General features: G+C 32.2%; 26 protein-coding genes and 1 pseudogene. 11 read left to right on the forward strand and 16 right to left on the reverse strand.

All coding sequences use genetic code 11. The features are described from left to right. Nucleotides 1–477: 477 nt before the first annotated feature. Entirely contained in the window at nucleotides 478–915 is a 438-nt protein-coding gene (locus tag WC663_06165) for a hypothetical protein (protein MFA6296912.1), read from the forward strand. 92 nt (nucleotides 916–1,007) lie between these two features. After that, nucleotides 1,008–1,436 carry a hypothetical protein gene (locus WC663_06170; protein MFA6296913.1) on the forward strand — a complete coding sequence of 143 codons (429 nt, stop codon included), beginning with the start codon at nucleotides 1,008–1,010 and terminating at the stop codon, nucleotides 1,434–1,436. A gap of 19 nt (nucleotides 1,437–1,455) precedes the next feature. On the opposite strand, the gene trmD is transcribed toward WC663_06170, so the two are convergent. The 5 genes and pseudogenes from trmD to WC663_06195 form a co-directional block, all read right to left on the reverse strand. Beyond that, entirely contained in the window at nucleotides 1,456–2,199 is a 744-nt protein-coding gene (trmD, locus tag WC663_06175; GenBank protein ID MFA6296914.1) for a tRNA (guanosine(37)-N1)-methyltransferase TrmD, read from the reverse strand. A 144-nt stretch (nucleotides 2,200–2,343) separates the two neighbouring features. Next, nucleotides 2,344–2,682: a KH domain-containing protein gene (locus tag WC663_06180; protein ID MFA6296915.1), complete on the reverse strand. Its 339-nt coding sequence runs from the start codon at nucleotides 2,680–2,682 to the stop codon at nucleotides 2,344–2,346. A 359-nt stretch (nucleotides 2,683–3,041) separates the two neighbouring features. Further along, nucleotides 3,042–3,260 (reverse strand): annotated as a pseudogene (rpsP, locus tag WC663_06185) (30S ribosomal protein S16). Nucleotides 3,261–3,325: 65 nt separating this feature from the next. Next, complete coding sequence (locus WC663_06190; GenBank protein MFA6296916.1) at nucleotides 3,326–3,805, reverse strand: hypothetical protein; 480 nt, start codon at nucleotides 3,803–3,805, stop codon at nucleotides 3,326–3,328. 121 nt (nucleotides 3,806–3,926) lie between these two features. After that, on the reverse strand, nucleotides 3,927–6,512 hold the full coding sequence (locus tag WC663_06195) for an AAA family ATPase (GenBank protein MFA6296917.1): 2,586 nt from the start codon (nucleotides 6,510–6,512) through the stop codon (nucleotides 3,927–3,929). 175 nt (nucleotides 6,513–6,687) lie between these two features. Here WC663_06195 and WC663_06200 point away from each other — a divergent pair, with 175 nt between their 5' ends. The 6 genes from WC663_06200 (at nucleotide 6,688) to WC663_06225 (ending at nucleotide 9,411) form a co-directional block, all read left to right on the forward strand. Next, nucleotides 6,688–7,365: an RlmE family RNA methyltransferase gene (locus WC663_06200; protein MFA6296918.1), complete on the forward strand. Its 678-nt coding sequence runs from the start codon at nucleotides 6,688–6,690 to the stop codon at nucleotides 7,363–7,365. A gap of 257 nt (nucleotides 7,366–7,622) precedes the next feature. Beyond that, a complete protein-coding gene (locus WC663_06205) occupies nucleotides 7,623–7,874 on the forward strand; it encodes a hypothetical protein (GenBank protein MFA6296919.1) in 252 nt (83 codons plus the stop codon). Further along, complete coding sequence (locus WC663_06210) at nucleotides 7,862–8,221, forward strand: hypothetical protein (protein MFA6296920.1); 360 nt, start codon at nucleotides 7,862–7,864, stop codon at nucleotides 8,219–8,221. The genes WC663_06205 and WC663_06210 overlap by 13 nt, the downstream gene beginning before the upstream one ends. 97 nt (nucleotides 8,222–8,318) lie before the next feature. Beyond that, a complete protein-coding gene (locus WC663_06215) occupies nucleotides 8,319–8,597 on the forward strand; it encodes a hypothetical protein (protein ID MFA6296921.1) in 279 nt (92 codons plus the stop codon). Between the two features lie 101 nt (nucleotides 8,598–8,698). Beyond that, the gene (locus WC663_06220; protein ID MFA6296922.1) at nucleotides 8,699–9,094 is read left to right on the forward strand and encodes a HEPN domain-containing protein; all 396 of its coding nucleotides are present in this window, start codon (nucleotides 8,699–8,701) and stop codon (nucleotides 9,092–9,094) included. Beyond that, nucleotides 9,091–9,411, forward strand: a complete 321-nt coding sequence (locus WC663_06225; GenBank protein MFA6296923.1) for a nucleotidyltransferase domain-containing protein — start codon at nucleotides 9,091–9,093, stop codon at nucleotides 9,409–9,411. The genes WC663_06220 and WC663_06225 overlap by 4 nt, the downstream gene beginning before the upstream one ends. Before the next feature lie 102 nt (nucleotides 9,412–9,513). Here WC663_06225 and WC663_06230 read toward each other — a convergent pair whose 3' ends face one another. The 4 genes from WC663_06230 to rpmF form a co-directional block, all read right to left on the reverse strand. Continuing rightward, nucleotides 9,514–10,008 carry a DUF456 domain-containing protein gene (locus WC663_06230; protein MFA6296924.1) on the reverse strand — a complete coding sequence of 165 codons (495 nt, stop codon included), beginning with the start codon at nucleotides 10,006–10,008 and terminating at the stop codon, nucleotides 9,514–9,516. Between the two features lie 126 nt (nucleotides 10,009–10,134). Then, the gene (rnc, locus tag WC663_06235) at nucleotides 10,135–10,830 is read right to left on the reverse strand and encodes a ribonuclease III (protein ID MFA6296925.1); all 696 of its coding nucleotides are present in this window, start codon (nucleotides 10,828–10,830) and stop codon (nucleotides 10,135–10,137) included. Between the two features lie 106 nt (nucleotides 10,831–10,936). Continuing rightward, on the reverse strand, nucleotides 10,937–11,374 hold the full coding sequence (gene nusB, locus WC663_06240) for a transcription antitermination factor NusB (GenBank protein ID MFA6296926.1): 438 nt from the start codon (nucleotides 11,372–11,374) through the stop codon (nucleotides 10,937–10,939). Nucleotides 11,375–11,496: 122 nt separating this feature from the next. Continuing rightward, nucleotides 11,497–11,733, reverse strand: coding sequence for a 50S ribosomal protein L32 (gene rpmF / locus WC663_06245; GenBank protein ID MFA6296927.1), 237 nt, complete (start codon nucleotides 11,731–11,733; stop codon nucleotides 11,497–11,499). A 198-nt stretch (nucleotides 11,734–11,931) separates the two neighbouring features. Here rpmF and WC663_06250 point away from each other — a divergent pair, with 198 nt between their 5' ends. After that, nucleotides 11,932–12,345 (forward strand): hypothetical protein, encoded by a 414-nt coding sequence (locus tag WC663_06250; GenBank protein ID MFA6296928.1) that lies wholly within the window; start codon nucleotides 11,932–11,934, stop codon nucleotides 12,343–12,345. 91 nt (nucleotides 12,346–12,436) lie between these two features. Here WC663_06250 and WC663_06255 read toward each other — a convergent pair whose 3' ends face one another. The 7 genes from WC663_06255 to tig form a co-directional block, all read right to left on the reverse strand. Next, complete coding sequence (locus tag WC663_06255; protein ID MFA6296929.1) at nucleotides 12,437–13,009, reverse strand: uracil-DNA glycosylase; 573 nt, start codon at nucleotides 13,007–13,009, stop codon at nucleotides 12,437–12,439. A 128-nt stretch (nucleotides 13,010–13,137) separates the two neighbouring features. Beyond that, on the reverse strand, nucleotides 13,138–13,920 hold the full coding sequence (locus WC663_06260; GenBank protein MFA6296930.1) for an inositol monophosphatase family protein: 783 nt from the start codon (nucleotides 13,918–13,920) through the stop codon (nucleotides 13,138–13,140). A 63-nt stretch (nucleotides 13,921–13,983) separates the two neighbouring features. Then, nucleotides 13,984–14,511 (reverse strand): ATP-binding protein, encoded by a 528-nt coding sequence (locus WC663_06265; protein ID MFA6296931.1) that lies wholly within the window; start codon nucleotides 14,509–14,511, stop codon nucleotides 13,984–13,986. 157 nt (nucleotides 14,512–14,668) lie between these two features. Next, nucleotides 14,669–15,115 carry a CBS domain-containing protein gene (locus tag WC663_06270; GenBank protein ID MFA6296932.1) on the reverse strand — a complete coding sequence of 149 codons (447 nt, stop codon included), beginning with the start codon at nucleotides 15,113–15,115 and terminating at the stop codon, nucleotides 14,669–14,671. A 122-nt stretch (nucleotides 15,116–15,237) separates the two neighbouring features. Next, nucleotides 15,238–15,663, reverse strand: a complete 426-nt coding sequence (locus tag WC663_06275) for a hypothetical protein (protein MFA6296933.1) — start codon at nucleotides 15,661–15,663, stop codon at nucleotides 15,238–15,240. Then, the gene (locus WC663_06280; protein ID MFA6296934.1) at nucleotides 15,660–15,899 is read right to left on the reverse strand and encodes a hypothetical protein; all 240 of its coding nucleotides are present in this window, start codon (nucleotides 15,897–15,899) and stop codon (nucleotides 15,660–15,662) included. The genes WC663_06275 and WC663_06280 overlap by 4 nt, the downstream gene beginning before the upstream one ends. Nucleotides 15,900–16,060: 161 nt before the next feature. Then, the gene (gene tig / locus WC663_06285; GenBank protein MFA6296935.1) at nucleotides 16,061–17,350 is read right to left on the reverse strand and encodes a trigger factor; all 1,290 of its coding nucleotides are present in this window, start codon (nucleotides 17,348–17,350) and stop codon (nucleotides 16,061–16,063) included. 204 nt (nucleotides 17,351–17,554) lie between these two features. Here tig and WC663_06290 point away from each other — a divergent pair, with 204 nt between their 5' ends. Together WC663_06290 and WC663_06295 are read left to right on the forward strand one after the other, a co-directional pair. Continuing rightward, complete coding sequence (locus tag WC663_06290) at nucleotides 17,555–18,016, forward strand: hypothetical protein (protein MFA6296936.1); 462 nt, start codon at nucleotides 17,555–17,557, stop codon at nucleotides 18,014–18,016. Further along, complete coding sequence (locus tag WC663_06295) at nucleotides 18,013–18,234, forward strand: helix-turn-helix transcriptional regulator (GenBank protein MFA6296937.1); 222 nt, start codon at nucleotides 18,013–18,015, stop codon at nucleotides 18,232–18,234. The genes WC663_06290 and WC663_06295 overlap by 4 nt, the downstream gene beginning before the upstream one ends. Nucleotides 18,235–18,376: the final 142 nt, after the last annotated feature.

Consider the following 18,376-nt stretch of genomic DNA (forward strand, 5'->3'; position numbering starts at 1 on the left):
AATCATAGATCAACTAAAAAATTTAAAGTAAGCTTGTTAGCTCAAAATAAACGGAATTAACGTAAAACTCTTATCACTATTTAATTATCAAAGTGCGAGAATTATAGACTGATTCTTTTTAATTTTTGAAGTTAAAAAATATCAAGCTACAATTTTCATAGCTATTTTTACAGATTTACTTGTAAGTAATTTAGTACTTAAATTTTAGTCCATAAAAATAATATTGTCAAGTCAATATCATTTAATTGTGGATAACTTGTGTAAACAGTTAACAATTAACTTTTAACACTTAACTTTTTTATCTGTCATCCCGAACCGCAGTGAGGGATCCCGAGAAGAAGCAAACAATCACATGATTCATCCGGAGTTTATCATGGAAAATTATTTTTCGAAAATGTTGACAGAAAAATTAAGGAAGATATACTTAATTAAGAGTAAAAATGTTCTTTTAACAGCGGCAAAAGGAGGGAAGGAAAAGTGGAAAAAGACAGGATAAAGAAAATACTACCAAGAGTTACTATCATTACAGGAGTTGTATCTATGTTGTTACTCTTGTTTGCAGCTTCTCGTCAATCAACTGCAGAATTAGTTCATCAAAAAGTTGGAAAGGTAATTACTACTATCTTTGGTCCACAAAAGGAGCCTGAAAAATTTTTTTATTCTGAATTTGAAAAAGGCAAGCTATACTTTGACGTAAAGCCGTATGTCATAGATAATGGTCAAGGCCTAGCATTCATCTATATCGGTCAATTTCGCAAAAATGACTTTGGATTTCGTCCTGATATCTATCATCGCGAAAGGATTGAATCTTTCTTTGCCTATTGGAAAAAGCAGTATCCAGAACATTCTTCAAAGATCAAAAGTTTTTCTCCTACTGCTCAAAATAATTTGTATTTAGTACTTTACGGTCCATGACAACAGATTCTGTTGTTTTTTTATTTTTTATTATTGACAGAAAGTTAATTCAAGCGTATACTAATTAGTCAGAAAAAAGTCCGTACTCTTAAATGTTTCGCACGCCGCAGAGGGAGGAGGAGATAATGACACAAGCAAAAAAACCAAAAATTGATGCGCGTATGATTATTTTAAGCAGTATTGTTAGTTCAGCTATTTTGCTTGTAATTGGATACGGAGTATTAAAACTTGGTGTTTTTATCACGCACTGGATGGTGACAGAGAAACCAGTTCAAGGATCAACTGAAACTTCCAAAACTGATTTAAGTAACTCTATCGTTATCGATCATGGTCAGGGAGTAGCATTCATCTATCTTGGAAACTTGCCAGGTAGCAAAGAAATTCCTTTTTACGCAGAAAAATTTGAAGAGCCATTTGCTCAGTGGAAAAAAGAATATCCAACTCATGCACAGAAAATCACTGGAATAACTACTTTAAGAAACAATAACTATTTGTACATTATTCTTTACTCAACCGACTAACAGCATCATAGCTGTTTTTTTATTTTTTAATTTTAACGTGTTTTTTTTTCCATTCTTCAATTTTTTCATGATCGCCAGACAATAAAACTTTAGGTACAGAAAGAGTCGTAGTTTTTAAAGTTTGTAATTTGGAATTTGTAATTTGTTTGGGATTTGGGATTTGGAATTTTTCAGGTCTAGTATATTGTGGATACTCCACATAATCTTTATCAACAGAAAAAGTATCATCAAGAGCAGAATGTTCATGTCCCAAAACACCAGGAATCAATCTTGTCACAGCTTCAACCAAAACCATAGCAGGCAATTCTCCACCAGATAAAACATAATTACCTATTGAAATTTTTTCATCAACAAATTTATCTATGCGAGCATCAAAACCTTCATATCTTCCGCATAACAAAATAATATTATCAAGTTTAGACAATCTCATCGCCATTTTCTGATCAAGTGTCTTGCCAGCCGGAGTTAACATGATGATTTTAGATTTCGAGTTGTTATTTTTGACTTTAGATTTAGGAGAAATATTTTTGACTTTAGATTTTAGACTAGTAATCGCTCGATAAAAAGGCTCAACTTGCAAAATCATGCCCTGCCCGCCTCCGTATGGTTTATCATCAACTTTGCTGTGTTTATCTAAAGTATAATCACGTAAATTATGAATATTAATTTTAATCAAATTTTTCTTTTGTGCGCGCGACAAAATAGATTCAGAGAAATATGAATCAAATATCTTTGGAAAAATTGTTATTATATCGAATTGCATAGTTGTGTTAACTAGTAATTAGTAACTAGTAACTAGTCGTCGTTCTAGTTACTAATTACTGATTACTAGTTTCTCCATTCTTCACGTAAAAGCCACCAATTAATGGTGGCCTTTATTTATTTTGAATCTTATTAAGATTTAAGATTATAGTTTTAGATCTTCAACTACATCTGAACTAGCTTCTTCTGCTTTTGGAGCAGTTGCAGCTGGTTTTCTTGTTCTTTCAGAACCTTCTGGTTCATTGATCTTCAAGTTAACGCGAGCGTTGTTTTTAGCACCAACAACTTTTAATAAAGTTCTGATTGCTTTTGCTGTCTGACCTTGGCGACCAATGATTTGGCCCATGTCAGCTGCATCAACGTCTAGAGTGATTAATACACCCATTTCGTCAACTGTTCTATTTGTCTTTACTTTGTCAGGAGCATCAACTAATGATTTGACAATGTACTCTACGAATTCTTGATCGTGTGCTTTTTCTGCCATAACTTTGTAAATTAATTATTTCTTTCGAAGCATTAGAATATTTTTCTAATTCAAGTCGACCAGCTCTTTCATGAAAAATAGAATCTAATACAACAATTTAATTATATCAGATTAGTAAGTTTTGTCAATATTATTTTGCGGTAATTAGTAACAAGTAACTAGTAACTGGAGTGCTATTATTTCTTTTCTTCAGGTTTTGCAGGAGTTTCATTATTCTTAATTCCTGATTCTTTATTCTCATTTTTCTTTTCCTCTGCCTTTGGAGCTTCGGTTGCTGGTTTTACAGGTTCTGCACCTTTTTTTGTAGTCTGTGCTCTGTCTTTTCTATTCAATACTTCCAACTTGCCAGTAACTTTTTGTTTCTTTAACATTTCTTTAACAGTCTGGCTTACTTTTGCGCCACTCTTTAGCCAGTATTCAACTCTTTCCTTTTTTAATTCTACTTTGTCGCTTCTTGGATCAAAAGATCCTAAGATTTCGATGAATTTTCCTCTAACAGGAAAATTATGGTCAGTCAAAACCAGCCTGTATTTAGGTTGGTTCTTCTTGCCGATTCTTGTAAGACGTATAGTTAACATAAATAAAATATACTCGATAAAAAAAAATTAGTCAAGACATTTGACTAATTTTTCCATTTTTAATATTATTTTTTTTCGTCTTCTAAATCTCCACCTTCAACCCATTCATAATAAATGCACCGTCTCTCATTTATTTTTTCCCAATCAGCCATTTCTCTGTGAGAATTTTCTTCAAGTCTTTTTTTCAAGTAAGCTGCAAATGATGGTACCTTTTTTTCTTTAAAATCAACTCCGAAATCCCATAGATCAGTGCTTTTATCTTTATTGTATGCTTCTCTCCATTCATCTTGTTCTTCTCTCTCCAACTTCATCCAATCATCAATAATATCGTATTCATCTCTCTTGTCTCCCGCCATTCTTGCTCTCTCTATCAAAACATCTTTTTGTCTTTCTTCAGCTTCCATATCTTCTCTTGCATATCTCGATTCTTGATCCTCTACTCTAAAACGTTCTTGCATTTTTTCTTCACCTTCAACAAATGCTGTTTCCGCATCTTTACTTCCTGGTTCCGGAGTAAATCCTCCAGTTTCTGATTTGTTTGGCATGTTTTTAAAAGTTAATTATTTTAAAAGAATCTTTAATACATAATAGCATAAAAAAAACGGTTTAGAAATTAATGCATTAGAAATTTAATAAAAATTAGAAATTGAAAATTAGAAATTTCATCTAGCAATGTCCTTCAAGCGATATGCTTAGCAATTTAGAAACTCCATCTCCAGACATCGTCACTCCATACAAAGCCTTAGCGCAACTCATTGTTTCGCGATTATGAGTCACAACTATGAATTGTGATTTCTTCGCAACTTCTTCAATAATCTTCGCGTATCTAGAAGTATTTGCTTCATCAAGAGATGCATCAACTTCATCAAGCACAATGAATGGAGCTGGATTATTGGAAATTATTGCTAAAATCAAAGCAATAGAAGTTAGCGCTCTTTCGCCACCAGAAAGCAAACTCAAATCTCTTGGCTTTTTTCCAGGAGGTGTTGCCTTAATATCAATATATGAATCTTGAGATAATTCAAGCTTTTTATTGCCTGTTTCATCAGTAACTTCAACTTTCGGTCGATATTTTTCTAATCTTGCATGACCACCATTAAACAAAATTTCAAAATGCTTCTGGAATTGTAAATTAATTTTTTCAAAAGCAGTATCAAATTTGGAGCTTATTGTCTTATCTAATTCATCAATAATTTTTTCCAAAGAAATAATAGCTTTTTCCAAATCATCTTTTTGTGCTGTCAAAAATTCAAATCGATCATTAACTTCCTTATGCTCTTTCACAACCTCTGGATCAATATCGCCAATGATCATTTTTTCGCGTCTTAATTTTGCAATCAAAACATGTAACTCATCAGCATTATTTATTTTTTTTGGTTTGCTTTCAAAAATTTTGATTAATTCATTTGTCTTTTCTATGCCAAAATTTTCATGCATTTCTTCAATCAAAACATTTTTTGATGCTTGTAGTTGGGCATTCGAAACTTCGATTTCTCTAACTTGATCTTTAATATTATTTAAAGAATTTTGCTTTGCTCTATATTCATTTTCTTGCGAAATAAATTGATCTCTAATTTCTTGTTCTTTTTTTACTTCTAATTCCAATTCATTTTGAATATTTTTAATTTCTTTATCTAGAACTAAAATTTTGTTCACTAATCCTTTTTTCTCATTTTCTAATTTTTCAAAATTAGCTAAAGTTTCTTGTTTAGACTTTGCCTTTGTTTCCTTGTTTAAATTCTCAATTTCTCTTTTGCGAGGATCAAGCTGTTGTTTTGCAGAATTTTGTTTTGTATCAAGAATTGCAATTGAAACTTTAATGCTATTTATTTGTGAAGTTAGCGAGTCTCTTTCATCAAATAATTCGCTCAAGCTTTTTTGGATTTCTGAAAGCTTTTTTTGAATACTGATGTCTTCTTTCTTAGCTGCTTTTTGAATTTTTAATAATAATTTTTCCATTTCAAAATGGACATCAAAAATCATTTGTTTTAATTTGTCTAATTCATTCAAATTTTCACAAGCATTAATTTTTTCAAATAAATTTGATTCAGACTTAAATAATTTTTCTAAATCATTCTGAACATCAGTCAAAGTTAGCGATTCAGAGATTAATCCTGATTTTAGAGTTGTTAATTTTTCTTGGCAGTCTTTGATTTTAGTTAAAATCGCAGATTGTTCCTTAATTTTATTTCTCAAATCTTTTTCTAAAGTCTGCTTTTCACTCAAAAATTCTGAAACATTTGTTTCTAATTCAGCAACTTCATTTTCTAATAATTTAATTCTATCTGTTAAATTCAAATTTGTATCTGAAGCTTTTGCCAATGAAATTTTGGCTGTAACTTCCATGATCTTTTCATTGATTTCTGACTTTTGTAAGAATAATTCATTCAATCTTTCTTGTCTTTGTCTTTTTTTGGCAAAATCTTCTTGTAAATTTCGACTATCTAATTTTTTCTGTAATTGCGCAATTAAATCGATAGTTTCTTTTTCTTGTTTTGCTAACTTTGCAAGTTGATCGCTATTTATCTTAAAAGCATCTTTTAAAGTATTCCAGCTATGATTAAAATATTGATCGCAAACTTCATCAAATTTCTTTTCAATCTCTTCTTTTCGCTGTGCTTTGTTAGCTTGTCTTTTTAATGATCGAAGTCTAGGCTCAATTTCTTTCAACAAATCAGCAACACGAGATAAATTTGTTTTTGTTTGCAATAATTTATTAACGCTCAAATTTCTCTTGATCTGGAATTGTTTGACACCAGCTGCTTCTTCAAATAATTCTTTTCTCTCTTTTGGTCCAGCTTTCAAAAAAGTATCAATCATGCCTTGGCCAATCACTGAATAAGTTTTTTGTCCAAAGCCAGTTTTTGCCAATAATTCCTGAATATCTAATAATCTCGCTCTATTTTTATTTATAAAATATTCGCTTTCGCCATTTCTAAATAATTTGCGAGTAATCACAACATCGGAATAATCAATTGGCATTGCATGATCAGAATTGTCCAAATGCATTGAAACGCTTGCCATTCCTAATCTCGCTTTGTTTTTCGAACCAGCAAAAATAATATCTTCTGATTTTTTGCCTCTCAAAGTTTTCAAACTTTGTTCGCCCATTACCCATCTAATTGCTTCAGTAAAATTTGATTTGCCAGATCCATTTGGTCCAACAACAGCAGTCACTCCAGGACTAAATTCCAAAGTTGTCTTTGGAGCGAATGATTTAAAGCCTTGTATGTCGAGTTTCTTGAGATACATAAGTATAAATTACAAATTCCAAATCCCAAACAAAACACAAATTACAAATTACAACAATATTTTGTGTATTGTGATTTGTAATTTGTTTGGAATTTGGTATTTGGGATTTATTATTTTAGTCTATCAAATTTTTTTATTCTTGACAAATTGAGTATTCTGATTAATAATGGACTGTATGTCAAGACACTATCAATTCCAAGATTATTATTTTGAATTAGCAAAACAAAAAGGCTACAATGCCCGATCAGTCTTTAAATTGCAAGAAATACAAGAAAAATACCGTATAATTAAGCCAAATCATTATATTTTAGATATTGGATGTTTCCCAGGCTCATTTTTACAAATTTTATCAACTTGGGTTGGAAAGAATGGCAAGGTCGTAGGCTTTGATATTAAAAAAACGAAAGATTTGGGCCTTGAGAACGTGATTACATTTGTTGCCGATGTTAATGACCTAGAGAATGTTCGAGAGCAGTTGGACAACCTTGCGAACAAACAAAAAAACAATAAAACAAGAAAACAAGAGGTCGTTAACCAGTCTAACTTATCTAATAAGTCTAACATATCTAACCAGTTCAACGTTATCATCAGCGATATTGCGCCAAACACATCTGGTCATCCTGAGTATGATCAATATCAATCAATTTTGTTAAACGAAAAAGTTATTGAATTAGCTAAAACAAATTTGAAAGATGGCGGAAATATGATTTTGAAAATTTTTCAAGGTTCTGATTTTAACGAATTTCTAGCCAAGTTAAAAAAGTCTTTTAAGAAAGTCAAGATATTCAAGCCAAAAGCATCACGTGCCAGAAGCAGTGAAATGTATTTGTTATGTTATGAATTTAAGAAATAAATGCACTTTAAAAATTTGCCTTCAGCGAAGGAGGAAAAATGCACAAGTTAAGAGGAATATTTTGTTTTTTTCTAATGTTACTGATTATGATTAGCATTGATTGGTCTACTTTCAAATTATTTTATCACTTGTCAGATTCTTATGGGATATTTTTTTATGCGCCAATTCCCGCTATATCTCTTTTGTTGAGCATTTTTGTTGCAATATCCGTATATCTTAAAATCGGAGGAGAATTTTAGTCCGAAAGGAGGGACGACATGGCCTGGAGTGCGGCACAAGCAATTCGAGATTATCTGGCAGGCAAAGAATTGAGAATGATTAATTTTTGGTGCGCAGTCAATCCTTATATGCAAGGATACAAAGAAAAGAATGAGTTGCCAGAAGTTGACGAGCAGACCTGGAAAGATCTTTTTGATGAGTGTTCATATCTCGTTGAAAGTGGTAGTATGTGCGGGACAATTCATAGAGTATTGCCTTTGTCAAAGCAGGAGAACAAATGCAATATCTGATGGCAATTAGGCAATTTGTTGATAGCATCGCCCATTTTGAAAATGAAAGTCATGAAAGGTGGTTCTACATTAGTCTTAGTGCTTTCGTGATCAGTCTAATTTTGCAAATATTTCGAAAAACTAGATTCCCTTTCGTATTCTTATCTCTAGCTTTTTCGCATTGTTTTACTTCTATTAGTGCATTTGTAATTGTTGTCTTGATGCAAATAAAGAGTGAAGCATATTCTATCAATTGCATTTGGTTTAATACTGTTATGGTAGTAATCTATATTGCGCTTTACGGTCTTGCTATCGTAATTAAGAAATTGAAACCAGAATTAAAAGTAAGTACCCTTGAAGAGCATTAAGCTCTTTTTTTATTTTTACTTGAAATTATCTTAAGACAGGTATAAAATAGAGCATTAGTGAATGTTCTTTTCTCAAGGGAGGAAGGAGGGAAAGAGAATGCTCGGCAAGAGATTTCCAGTCTGGGTTGGAGTCTATGATAAGACAGCAAAGATCTACGAAATTTTCCGGATTGTTCGTGGTGAGAAACAAGTTGGTATCAGGATCAAGTTGGAAATGTCGATTGATGAACAGAATAACGAAATTCTCTGTCAAGGAGAAAATATCAGTATGCACCTTCATTCATTTCATGAATTCAAACTTTCCGAAAATCTCGAAGCTCTTGTCGCTCGGCAAAAAAATGAAATCGTCAGCTGGATCAGGAGACGAATCCTTTAGCACTATCTAACCTTGTTAATCAAGGTTTTTTTATTGATAAATTTGACAAAAAATTTGACAAATCTATTGAAAATAATCAAAAAAAATGTTATACTTAAAATATGAGTAAAGATAATATTCGAAAAGTAATGGAATATTGGCAGGAATCAGCAGAGCAAGATTTTAAAATCGCAGAATATCTTTTAAAAGGAAAAAAGTATTCTGCAAGCTTATTCTTTTGCCATCTTATGATTGAAAAGATTCTAAAAGCTCTTGTTGTGAAAAAGACTAAAAAGCATTCTCCATACACCCATAAATTAGTTAACCTAGCAAAAATAGTAAATCTAAAACTAACAAATGAACAGATTGATGATTTAACAACAATAACCGAATTTAATATCGCTGGCAGATACGATGAAATAAAATTTTCTTTTTATAAAAAGTGCACTAAAGAATATTCTGACAAATATTTTAAAATTTCTAAAAATCTCTATTTTGACTTTAAAAAACAATTATGACAAAAAAGGTAAAAAAAAGCATTGAACAATATATCAATATTCTAAAAAAAGATAATCTTCCAATTAACGAAGTGATTCTTTTTGGTTCACAAGCCAAAGATCAAGCCCATGAATGGAGCGATATTGATATTTGTGTAATCTCGCCAAAATTTAAAGACAGTTTTAAGGCTTTGCATTATTTGCTAAAAAAGTCATATGAAGTAGAAGACAATATTATCGAACCGCATCCATTCAATCCGAAGGACTTTAGTAATAATAATGATCCTCTTGTCTGGGAAATCAAACAAACTGGCAAAGTAATTTACAAAAAACAATAAAATTTTAAAAGGCCATTAGTATTTAACTTCTGGCCTTTTTTATTTAAACAAAAAACTAGCCGGTAGCTAGTTATTTTTAATTTTTCATTTTAAATTTTTAATTTAAAATATGATGCTTCCGATAAATATTACTACCATAATAATCGCAACTACAAATTTCACCAGCGTTCCAGACAGAAATCCAACAAACACACCAGTTCCAGTTTTTAGTGATTTTCTTAAATCTTGAGAATCAATTAATTCTCCAATTACAGCGCCAATTAGCGGACCGAATATAAAACCAATTACGTTACCAGTAAATAATCCAACAATACCGCCAATTGCAGAACAAATCAAAGCTGTTCTTGACGCTTTATAAACTTTAGCGCCAACATAATGGCTGACATAATCAATAACTGTCAAAAATAATGTCAAAATGATTAGTACAGCAAAAGTCCAAATCGATGTATGCTGAAATCTATCCCAAATTGCATAAATTACCATTCCAGCAAAAATCAACGGCGCGCCAGGAAGCATTGGAACAATTGTCCCAACTAAACCAGTTACGATTAAAGCAACGATTAAGATGATGATTAAGACGGTTAAAAAAATAGACATAAAAAAATTTTCAATTTACAATTCTCAATTTTCAATAAATTATCAATGAACAATTTTCAATTAGTTACGACTTTGAAAACTGAAAATTGATAATTTATTGAAAATTGGAAACTGGTCATTGAAAATTTATTTCTTCCACTCTTCCCTCTCAATCGCATTCTTCGCAGCATTTACTTGTGCTTCTTGTTTTGAATCTCCTTCACCTTCACCAAGTAATTTTTTTTCTAAATATACGCCAATTTTAAATTTTCTTGCATGATCTGGTCCCCATTCTTTCAAAACTTGATATGTTGGAGTAACCTTTAAAGCATCTTGGATCTCTTCTTGTAATCTTGATTTTGGATCAATATATAATTTTTCGTCTAAAATCTTTTTTAATTCAGCAATAATATGTTTTTCAATGAAATCTTTTGCTACATCCCAGCCTTGATCTAAATAAATTGCGCCAATTACAGCTTCAAATGCATTAGCCAAAATAACATCTCTAGCTTTGCCAATATCTTTTGCTTCTCCTCTAGATAAGTATAAAAAATCATCATAACCTAATTCTTTCGCGTGTTTTGAAATCATGTTTGTATTAACAAGCGCAGATCTCCAGTTTGTTAAATCTCCTTCTGGATTTGTAAAATTATTATACAAATGCTGAGTCACAACCAATTCAAGAACTGCATCTCCCAAAAATTCTAATCTTTCATTATTATCAAGTGGAAAGCTTGTATTTTCATTTAAATAAGAACGATGAACTAATGCTTGGTTAAGCAGTTTAATATTATTGAACTTTATTCCGATATTTTTCTCTAGTTGTGTAAAATCTTTGTCCATACGTTTTAGAAAACAGAAAATAGAAAATAGAAAAGAGTAGATAATTAACTGTTTTCTGTTTCCTGTTTTCTCTTTATAACTTTATAAACTTTAAAAACTTTATAACTCACTTCTTATTTTTATCGATTTCGGCCTCCATCTTCCTAAATATACTCCCAAGTACTCCATTCACAAACTTGCCTGACGATTTACCACCAAACATTTTAGCAAGTTCAATTGCTTCATTAATCGCAACTTTTGGCGGAATATTTTTGTCAAATAAAAGTTCAAAAACACCCATTCTTAGGACATTTCGATCAACCATTGTAATTTGATCCATTGGCCAATCAGGAGCAGCATCAGTAATGATTTTATCAATATCTTTGACATTCTTTATTACTCCATCGCACAAATCTTTAGCAAAATTTGGTTCTTCTGCACCTGGTGCAAATTCATCCAAATTTTGTTTTAGGAATTTTGATAATTCTTTATCATCTTTATCATAAAAATCCCACTCATATAGTGTTTGTAATGCTACTGTTCTAAGAAGGTGCCGGTTTGACATTTTTTTTGTTTTAAATAAAATATAATACGAATGACGATACGAATAATGCGAATGATACGAATTACGAATAATTAATTCAGCGTATATCAGCGTTAGAAATCAGCGTTTAATCAGCGCTTGTATTATTTTTGTTGTGCTTGTTGTTGTTTTTTCTTATCTTTCTTTGCTTTCTTGGCTTTTTTTGCTTCAATATCTAAAACTTGTCTGTTATTATAATTTCCACATGCTAAACAAACAGTATGAGGTAAAATTGGCTTGCTGCATTTTGGACATTTTGCTAATTTTGTTTGCTTTAGAGCGTGATGTGATCTTCTTTGTCTAGAAGCTGCTTTGGTGTGTTTCTTTTTTGGAACTGGCATAGACGTGAATTATAAATAACTAAATTAAAATTTCTTACTAATATCATTTTAGCTCATTTTTTCATTCTTGACAAGGGATTTTGATTTACGGTGTTTAATTTTACAAAATTCCGCAAGATTATGCACAAGCAATTATTTGACTTCTAGCAAGGGGGGGGGGGGTAGAATAAAGATAAATTAACAATTTAATACAAAAATATGGCAAATGAAACAGGACCAAGCGCAGAAGAAATGGGATTAAAACAAGAAGAAACAGAGATTGGCACTGAACAACGACCAACCGATGCTGCTATTGATCAAAAAGCAGATGCAATATTGGCACTTAGAGACGCCCAAGAAGAAGCAAGCGTAAGAGCTTATAATTCAAAAATGGCAAGAGAACTAGCACAAGATCCAGAACTAGCACTGCAAGAAGAAAATGAATGGACAACCATTGAAAAAACAAGATATCAACACGAAAAAGATTTTATAGATGGTTTGGCAAAAGAAGGACCAAAAGATTATCTAAAAGGAATTCTGGAAGAACGAGGACTGGCAGGTTACACGCAAGAAGATTTCAAAAAGCTTCATGATTCAGTAACCGCTAAAGAACAGCAAGGTGGTGCAAAATAATTACATAAAAATCCCGCACAAACGGGATTTTTTAATATCATAATATCCGTAATATTCGTAATTTCCGAATTTCACAATTTCCGAATATCCGTCAATTCACTTCAACCTTTTTCAAAACCGCAGGCAAACGTTTAAAAGCATTCTCGAGATCGCGATAAAGACTAGGTTGATGCAAAGCTGCAGCTGGATGATAAATCGGATAAAAATATAATTTTCCTAAATTCTTGATTTCGCGTCTAAAAACTCGTCCTTGATTTTTAGAAATTGTGCCAATTGGAATAAATCTAGCCATTGCATGACGGCCTAATGGAATAATAATTTTAGGCTTAATAATCATTATTTGCTGTTCCAAATATGGCCAGCAAGCAGCAACTTCGTCTGGCAGAGGATCTCGATTATTTGGTGGTCTATGTTTTACTACATTTGCAATATAAACATCTTCGCGTTTTAAAGAAGCTAAAGCCAATAATTTAGACAGTAATTGTCCAGCTTGGCCAACAAAAGGTCTGCCTAATTCGTCTTCTTTCGCACCCGGACCTTCACCAATAAACATAATTTTAGCATTTTGATTGCCCTCGCCTAGTACTGGATTCTTCGCTAGCTTATACAAATCACATTTTTGACAATTTTTAACTTGTTTAGCAATTTGTTCTAAAGTTTGCATAAAATTTAAATTTAAACTACTAAGAGGCTCAGCCTTTTCTAAAACCAAATATTCGAACAATTAAGATTAGTTTCCTTAAAGATAGCGGTCTAATAATTTTAGTAAAAGGCTGAGCCTCTTTGACAATTTTATAGTCCAATCTTCTCCACATCATTCACCAAATTCTCATGTATTTTTTCATTTGTTGCAAAAGTATCTCGTGATCGAACTGTCCATTCATCATTATTAAAATCAGTTACTTTTCCTCCTGCTTTCCGAACTAACAAAATTCCAGCAGCAACATCCCAAATCGGCGCGCCTGGCAACATAATTGCTTCAGCACGACCAGACGCAACAAAAGCTAATTCAAGAGATGCAGCACCAAAAGATTTCAAAGACTTTGCTCTTAATTTAAATTCAGAATAAATTTTGATCGTTTTTTCTTTATGCATTGCCTTATGGCCACTACAAAATAACAACACAGAATCTTTGACTGAATCTTTGAGTGAAACAGCCAATGGTTTATCATTCAACAACGCTTTGCCATCTTTAGTTACAGTATATAATTCATGTAGATATGGTGCATAAATAACACCTAATTGAATTTCATTTGCCCTTATTAAGGCAATAGAGACAGCAAACAAAGGATTTTGAATAATAAAATTTGTTGTGCCGTCCAATGGATCAACTGCCCAAGTATAATCAGAACCTTTATCAATTTTGTTTTCTTCTTCTGATTCAATATTATGTTTTGGGAATTTTTCTTTTAAATAATTCACAATTATTTTGTTAGCCTTGATATCAGCTTTTGTCACAAGCTCATTGCTTCCTTTTGCATAAATATCTCGTTCGCTTAGATTTTGATAATCATTCATCAATGATTTGCCGGCCTTTTTAGCAATTTCAATTGCCGAATTTAAAAATTCTTGCATAAAATTAGTAATTAGTAATAAGTAACTAGTAACTAGGGCGACGTAGTCGATGCTAGTTACTAATTACTTTTTACTAGTTATCTTATTGATTATTTTATTAATTTGCTTAACTAATTCTTTTCTATTGCCGCTATTATCAACCACAATTTTTTGTTCACGTATTGGTTCAAATCTAGATTTGATAATATGATATGTTTTCATTGTTACTTCGCTTTCTTTTGCTTTAAATCTCGCTTCAATTCTTTTCTCTGTAATCTCTTCATCGCATTTCACATAAATAATATACAATTTTGTCTTAAACAATTCAGCCAGTTTTTTTGCTTGATCAACATATGCTTTCTTGAAAAATGTCGCATTCAAAATAACACTTTGGCCATTCATCAATCTTTTTGCACCATTAGAAAACAAAGTATTATAAACTGAGCTCTTAACTTCGCGAGCCCAAAAATTTTTATTCTTCAATTCATCAATAATTTTCTTAGTTGGCTTTAATTGATCTGATTCTATCATCTGCTCCTTTAATTTCGCTCTCAACATTTCGCCAACAGTACTTTTGCCAACGCCAGGAAGGCCACAAATCAAAATCAACATAACAATATTCAATATTTAATATTCAATATCCTAATATCTCAATATCCTAATATCTCAATATCCTAATATCTCAATATCCTAATATCTCAATATCCTAATATCTCAATATCTCGTTTAAAAATAGTAAAACTTTAATTTTAGATAAAACAATATAAATCTAATCGCGCGCTAATAATTTCACAATATCCGCTCGACTTACAATTCCAACCAATTTATCATTATCAACAACCGGAATTGGATTAATATGATTTTCTTCAATCAAAGTTGCAAGATCAGAAACAGAATCATTTGAGCCAATTGTTACAGGTTTGCTTGTCATAACTTCTCTGGCAGTCATGCCAGTAATCTTCTTTAATTCAGTTTCAACTTCACTAGGATCTTCTAAATACAAATAGCTATCTAAAATTTGAATATATTGAGGAATATGGATTTTTGCCTTTTGCATAATTAAATCTGATTCAGTAATAATTCCAATAACTTTTCCATTATCAACAACAGGCATGCCTGTAATATCATTATCAATTAATTTTTTGGCAACTTCATTGACTGGTGTTGTAATCTCACAAGTTACAACATTGCTTGTCATTATTTCTTTTACTTTCATGAAAATAAGTTAATTAGTAAACTAGTTACTAGTAACTAGTTACCAGTAACAATCTTATTATATACAAAATAATCAAAAAAAACAAAAAAACCAGCTAAAAAACTGGTATATAATAAAGAACGTCAAACTGAAGAGAGCTTTGCCTGCAACCATACCTCTGCTTCCGAACGATCTTTCGTAACATAGAAAAGTTCATCATCTTCAGGGATTCCTGTGAATTCATCCCTCGAAGGCTCTTCAACGTAAAAGGAAAAGTATTGAGTTGCCTCTCCTTCTTGTCCGTTATAAACAAGCCGTACAAGCTGTTCATTTCCAAGACCCGAAAATTCGAATCTAGAACGGATCTTATCGTCGGGGTCAAGATAGTTTGGCATCATTGGAGAGACCGGAAATACCTTTCCAGATGCCACCTCTTCTCGATGATTGCCTTTTTTGAAATATGCTATCCAGGCGAATGCCGTTGCTTCCAGCAGTCGATTTCTTGCTTCCTCTTCCTTTTTCAGTGCTTCGCTCCAATCTACACTCAATTGCTCGATGACAGTCATCATGACCTTCCTCCTTCCTGAGCTTTCTTCATTGATTCATATTCAGCCTGAAAGAACTGCGTTGCCTCGATCTTCAACCTTTCAGCATCTTCAGGCATACAGCGCACGATCAAGAAATGTCTTTCGCCTCCAAAATCAAACGTATGTGGCCAAGAAATCTCAATGTGTTGTTCTTGAAAATGAAAAAACGTTCTTCGCAATACTTCTTGATCTCTTGCAGTCGGCCCATCAATGGACAACAGTACAAACCAGAAAGGTTCCTTACCCATCTCTCCCTCCTCTGTGCTCTTGGGACAATACAACAATCTAGCACAAAAATATTATTTTGTCAATGACACTGTATATCTAAACAAAAAAGCGCGATTATCTCGCGCTTTAATTACTAATTACTGATTGATAGTTACTTCGTCTCTTCAATACAAGTCTTGCGTAACATTTCAAATACTTTTTTATTTTGCATTAATCCTCTTGCATAATCCTTATATTCAGGACTCTTAATTTTTTCTACCATTTTTGGATCATGTTGGTAATGAGAAGCAGTATGTTCAATCTCATGTTCTAATTCTTTTTCATCAACTTCTATTTTTTCTTGTTTTGTTATTTCTCTCAAGATCAATCCAATCTTAACTCTCTTTTCTGCTCTTTCTCTCAAATCTTTTTTTAATTCTTCCTCAGTCTTTTTAATACTTTGTAAATATTGATCAAATTGTCCACCAGATGACATTACCATTCCTTTTAATTCTTCAAGCATCTTGTTTAATTCGCTTTCAACTAAAACATCAGGAAGCTCAATTGTTGCTTTATCTGCAATCTTGTCCATTAATTCCATTTCAGCTGATCCTCTTGCCTTTTCTGTCGCTTCTAATTCCATATTCTTCTTTATTTCAGATTTTAATTCAGCAATGCTTGTAAATTTGCCTAAACCTTTTGCAAATTCATCATTTAATTCTGGCAAATGTCTCTCATTAACAGATTTTACTTCTACCTTAAATTCAACTTCTTTGCCAGCCAAGTTTTTTTGATGATAATCTTTTGGAAAATTTAATTTAAATTCTTTTTTATCTAATGCTTTCAAGCCAATCAATTGATCTTCAAATCCAGGAATAAATCTGCCTTCGCCAATCACAATTGGATGATCAACGCTTTGTCCTTTATCAACTGGAATATTATCCAAAAAAGTTTTGAAATCAACAACAACCATATCGCCTTTTTGTGCCGGTCTTTCAATCTTATGTGTAATTGTTCTGCTTTCTTGCAATTGTTTTAAAGCAGCATCAACTTCACTATCTTTAACTTCAACTTTTTTTTCTTTAACTTTAATAGATTTGTAATCAGGTAATTTAAATTCAGGCAATAAAGCAACTTCAGCAGTAAAAATTAATGGATTATTAGGCGCAATTTTCTCAACATTAACTTTTGGTTGGCCAATTGCTTCTAATTTATTATCAATTATTGCTTTGGCATACATTTGTGGCAATACAATTGCGCAAGCTTCTTGCCAAACTCTCATCTCGCCAACTTCTTGCTTCACAATATTAGCTGGAATATGGCCAGGTCTAAATCCAGGCATTTTCATGTCTTTAGAAATATTTCTTGATGCCAATTCCAATCTACCTTCAATCTCTTTTGGCTCAACTTCAATTCTAATTTTTACGCTTGATTTTGGTAATTTTTCGATATTTGCTTTCATAATTTAATTTAAATAATATCTCTAATTCTATCAGAAAATCTTTCAAAGTCAAGATTTTACTTTGTCCGCCGATTTATCCACCGAAGCTAAAGCGAAGGTGGAAGCTCAGAAGAGCGAAGGCGGAAAATATTGACATAAGAACAAAATCTAGTTATTATACATTATACTCTTTATTTATGCAAGCAAGAGGAGGAGGAAGAGAAAATGACACCAGCCAGAACATTTGAGAACGCTTCAGATGATCTGCTTCTTCTTTGGGTTGAGCAAGGCAATAAGACTTACAGTGCTCGTATAAAGCTTGTCAAAAGAAATCTACCTGAAATCTGCCAGATTTGTTTGACTAATCAAGATGGCACTCTAGAATATGTTGTCGTAGCTTGCCAAGCGCCAAAAGATGAGGACTTGCCAGATGGAATTTACTATTATCGATGTGATGCTCATGGAAAATTCGTCAGAGAGCAAGATCTGTTCGCAACAATCTTGAGTTTGAAAGTTTTGCCAGCAAAAGTCCTTTGCAAAAGAGTTTTTGGTGAGGTCTGGAAAATTACTGATGAGAAGAACAGTTTTTCGAAATTAATCGGAAGAACTCCAAATGATTCGCACTTGAAGAGAGACAAGACTCCACAAGAATTTCACACTCAAACTCTTGGTGGAGGAAAGCGATGAATCTTGGTGTAGCAATTAAGGCTGTAAGAACAAAAAGAAATCTTTCTCAAGCCGAATTTGCTAATTTAGTTGGCTGTTCAGAAAGTCACATCTCATTGATGGAAACAAACAGAAGAAAACCAAGTTTTGAAATGCTAGTAAAAATATCTGAAATAACTGAAACGAAATTATCACAGCTCTTTCTCATAGCGGAAATGCTAGATACTACGAATAAATAACACAAAAAACGCACTTTATAGCCATCTAGGCTATTTTTTTTGCAATGGGTAATAACTGGATTTAGCCACCAAATTTAGTAACTAAATCAATTAATAATTCTTCTTGTTTGTCTAGCGAAATCATTCTATGATTAAATTTCCA

Source organism: Patescibacteria group bacterium (genome assembly GCA_041662665.1).
Classification (GTDB): domain Bacteria; phylum Patescibacteriota; class JABMPQ01; order JABMPQ01; family JAQVVF01; genus JAQVVF01.

Excerpts from the sequence above, each read along its gene's own strand:
- rnc (MFA6296925.1), bottom strand. The coding sequence starts at position 10,830 with ATGGACAAAGATTTTACACAACTAGAGAAAAATATCGGAATAAAGTTC.
- WC663_06210 (MFA6296920.1), top strand. The coding sequence starts at position 7,862 with ATGCAATATCTGATGGCAATTAGGCAATTTGTTGATAGCATCGCCCAT.
- WC663_06230 (MFA6296924.1), bottom strand. The coding sequence starts at position 10,008 with ATGTCTATTTTTTTAACCGTCTTAATCATCATCTTAATCGTTGCTTTA.
- WC663_06220 (MFA6296922.1), top strand. The coding sequence starts at position 8,699 with ATGAGTAAAGATAATATTCGAAAAGTAATGGAATATTGGCAGGAATCA.
- WC663_06195 (MFA6296917.1), bottom strand. The coding sequence starts at position 6,512 with ATGTATCTCAAGAAACTCGACATACAAGGCTTTAAATCATTCGCTCCA.
- rpmF (MFA6296927.1), bottom strand. The coding sequence starts at position 11,733 with ATGCCAGTTCCAAAAAAGAAACACACCAAAGCAGCTTCTAGACAAAGA.
- nusB (MFA6296926.1), bottom strand. The coding sequence starts at position 11,374 with ATGTCAAACCGGCACCTTCTTAGAACAGTAGCATTACAAACACTATAT.
- tig (MFA6296935.1), bottom strand. The coding sequence starts at position 17,350 with ATGAAAGCAAATATCGAAAAATTACCAAAATCAAGCGTAAAAATTAGA.
- WC663_06295 (MFA6296937.1), top strand. The coding sequence starts at position 18,013 with ATGAATCTTGGTGTAGCAATTAAGGCTGTAAGAACAAAAAGAAATCTT.
- WC663_06180 (MFA6296915.1), bottom strand. The coding sequence starts at position 2,682 with ATGGCAGAAAAAGCACACGATCAAGAATTCGTAGAGTACATTGTCAAA.
- WC663_06270 (MFA6296932.1), bottom strand. The coding sequence starts at position 15,115 with ATGAAAGTAAAAGAAATAATGACAAGCAATGTTGTAACTTGTGAGATT.
- WC663_06275 (MFA6296933.1), bottom strand. The coding sequence starts at position 15,663 with ATGATGACTGTCATCGAGCAATTGAGTGTAGATTGGAGCGAAGCACTG.
- WC663_06200 (MFA6296918.1), top strand. The coding sequence starts at position 6,688 with ATGTCAAGACACTATCAATTCCAAGATTATTATTTTGAATTAGCAAAA.
- WC663_06260 (MFA6296930.1), bottom strand. The coding sequence starts at position 13,920 with ATGCAAGAATTTTTAAATTCGGCAATTGAAATTGCTAAAAAGGCCGGC.
- WC663_06265 (MFA6296931.1), bottom strand. The coding sequence starts at position 14,511 with ATGTTGATTTTGATTTGTGGCCTTCCTGGCGTTGGCAAAAGTACTGTT.
- WC663_06225 (MFA6296923.1), top strand. The coding sequence starts at position 9,091 with ATGACAAAAAAGGTAAAAAAAAGCATTGAACAATATATCAATATTCTA.
- WC663_06250 (MFA6296928.1), top strand. The coding sequence starts at position 11,932 with ATGGCAAATGAAACAGGACCAAGCGCAGAAGAAATGGGATTAAAACAA.
- WC663_06190 (MFA6296916.1), bottom strand. The coding sequence starts at position 3,805 with ATGCCAAACAAATCAGAAACTGGAGGATTTACTCCGGAACCAGGAAGT.
- trmD (MFA6296914.1), bottom strand. The coding sequence starts at position 2,199 with ATGCAATTCGATATAATAACAATTTTTCCAAAGATATTTGATTCATAT.
- WC663_06290 (MFA6296936.1), top strand. The coding sequence starts at position 17,555 with ATGACACCAGCCAGAACATTTGAGAACGCTTCAGATGATCTGCTTCTT.
- WC663_06215 (MFA6296921.1), top strand. The coding sequence starts at position 8,319 with ATGCTCGGCAAGAGATTTCCAGTCTGGGTTGGAGTCTATGATAAGACA.
- WC663_06255 (MFA6296929.1), bottom strand. The coding sequence starts at position 13,009 with ATGCAAACTTTAGAACAAATTGCTAAACAAGTTAAAAATTGTCAAAAA.
- WC663_06205 (MFA6296919.1), top strand. The coding sequence starts at position 7,623 with ATGGCCTGGAGTGCGGCACAAGCAATTCGAGATTATCTGGCAGGCAAA.
- WC663_06170 (MFA6296913.1), top strand. The coding sequence starts at position 1,008 with ATGTTTCGCACGCCGCAGAGGGAGGAGGAGATAATGACACAAGCAAAA.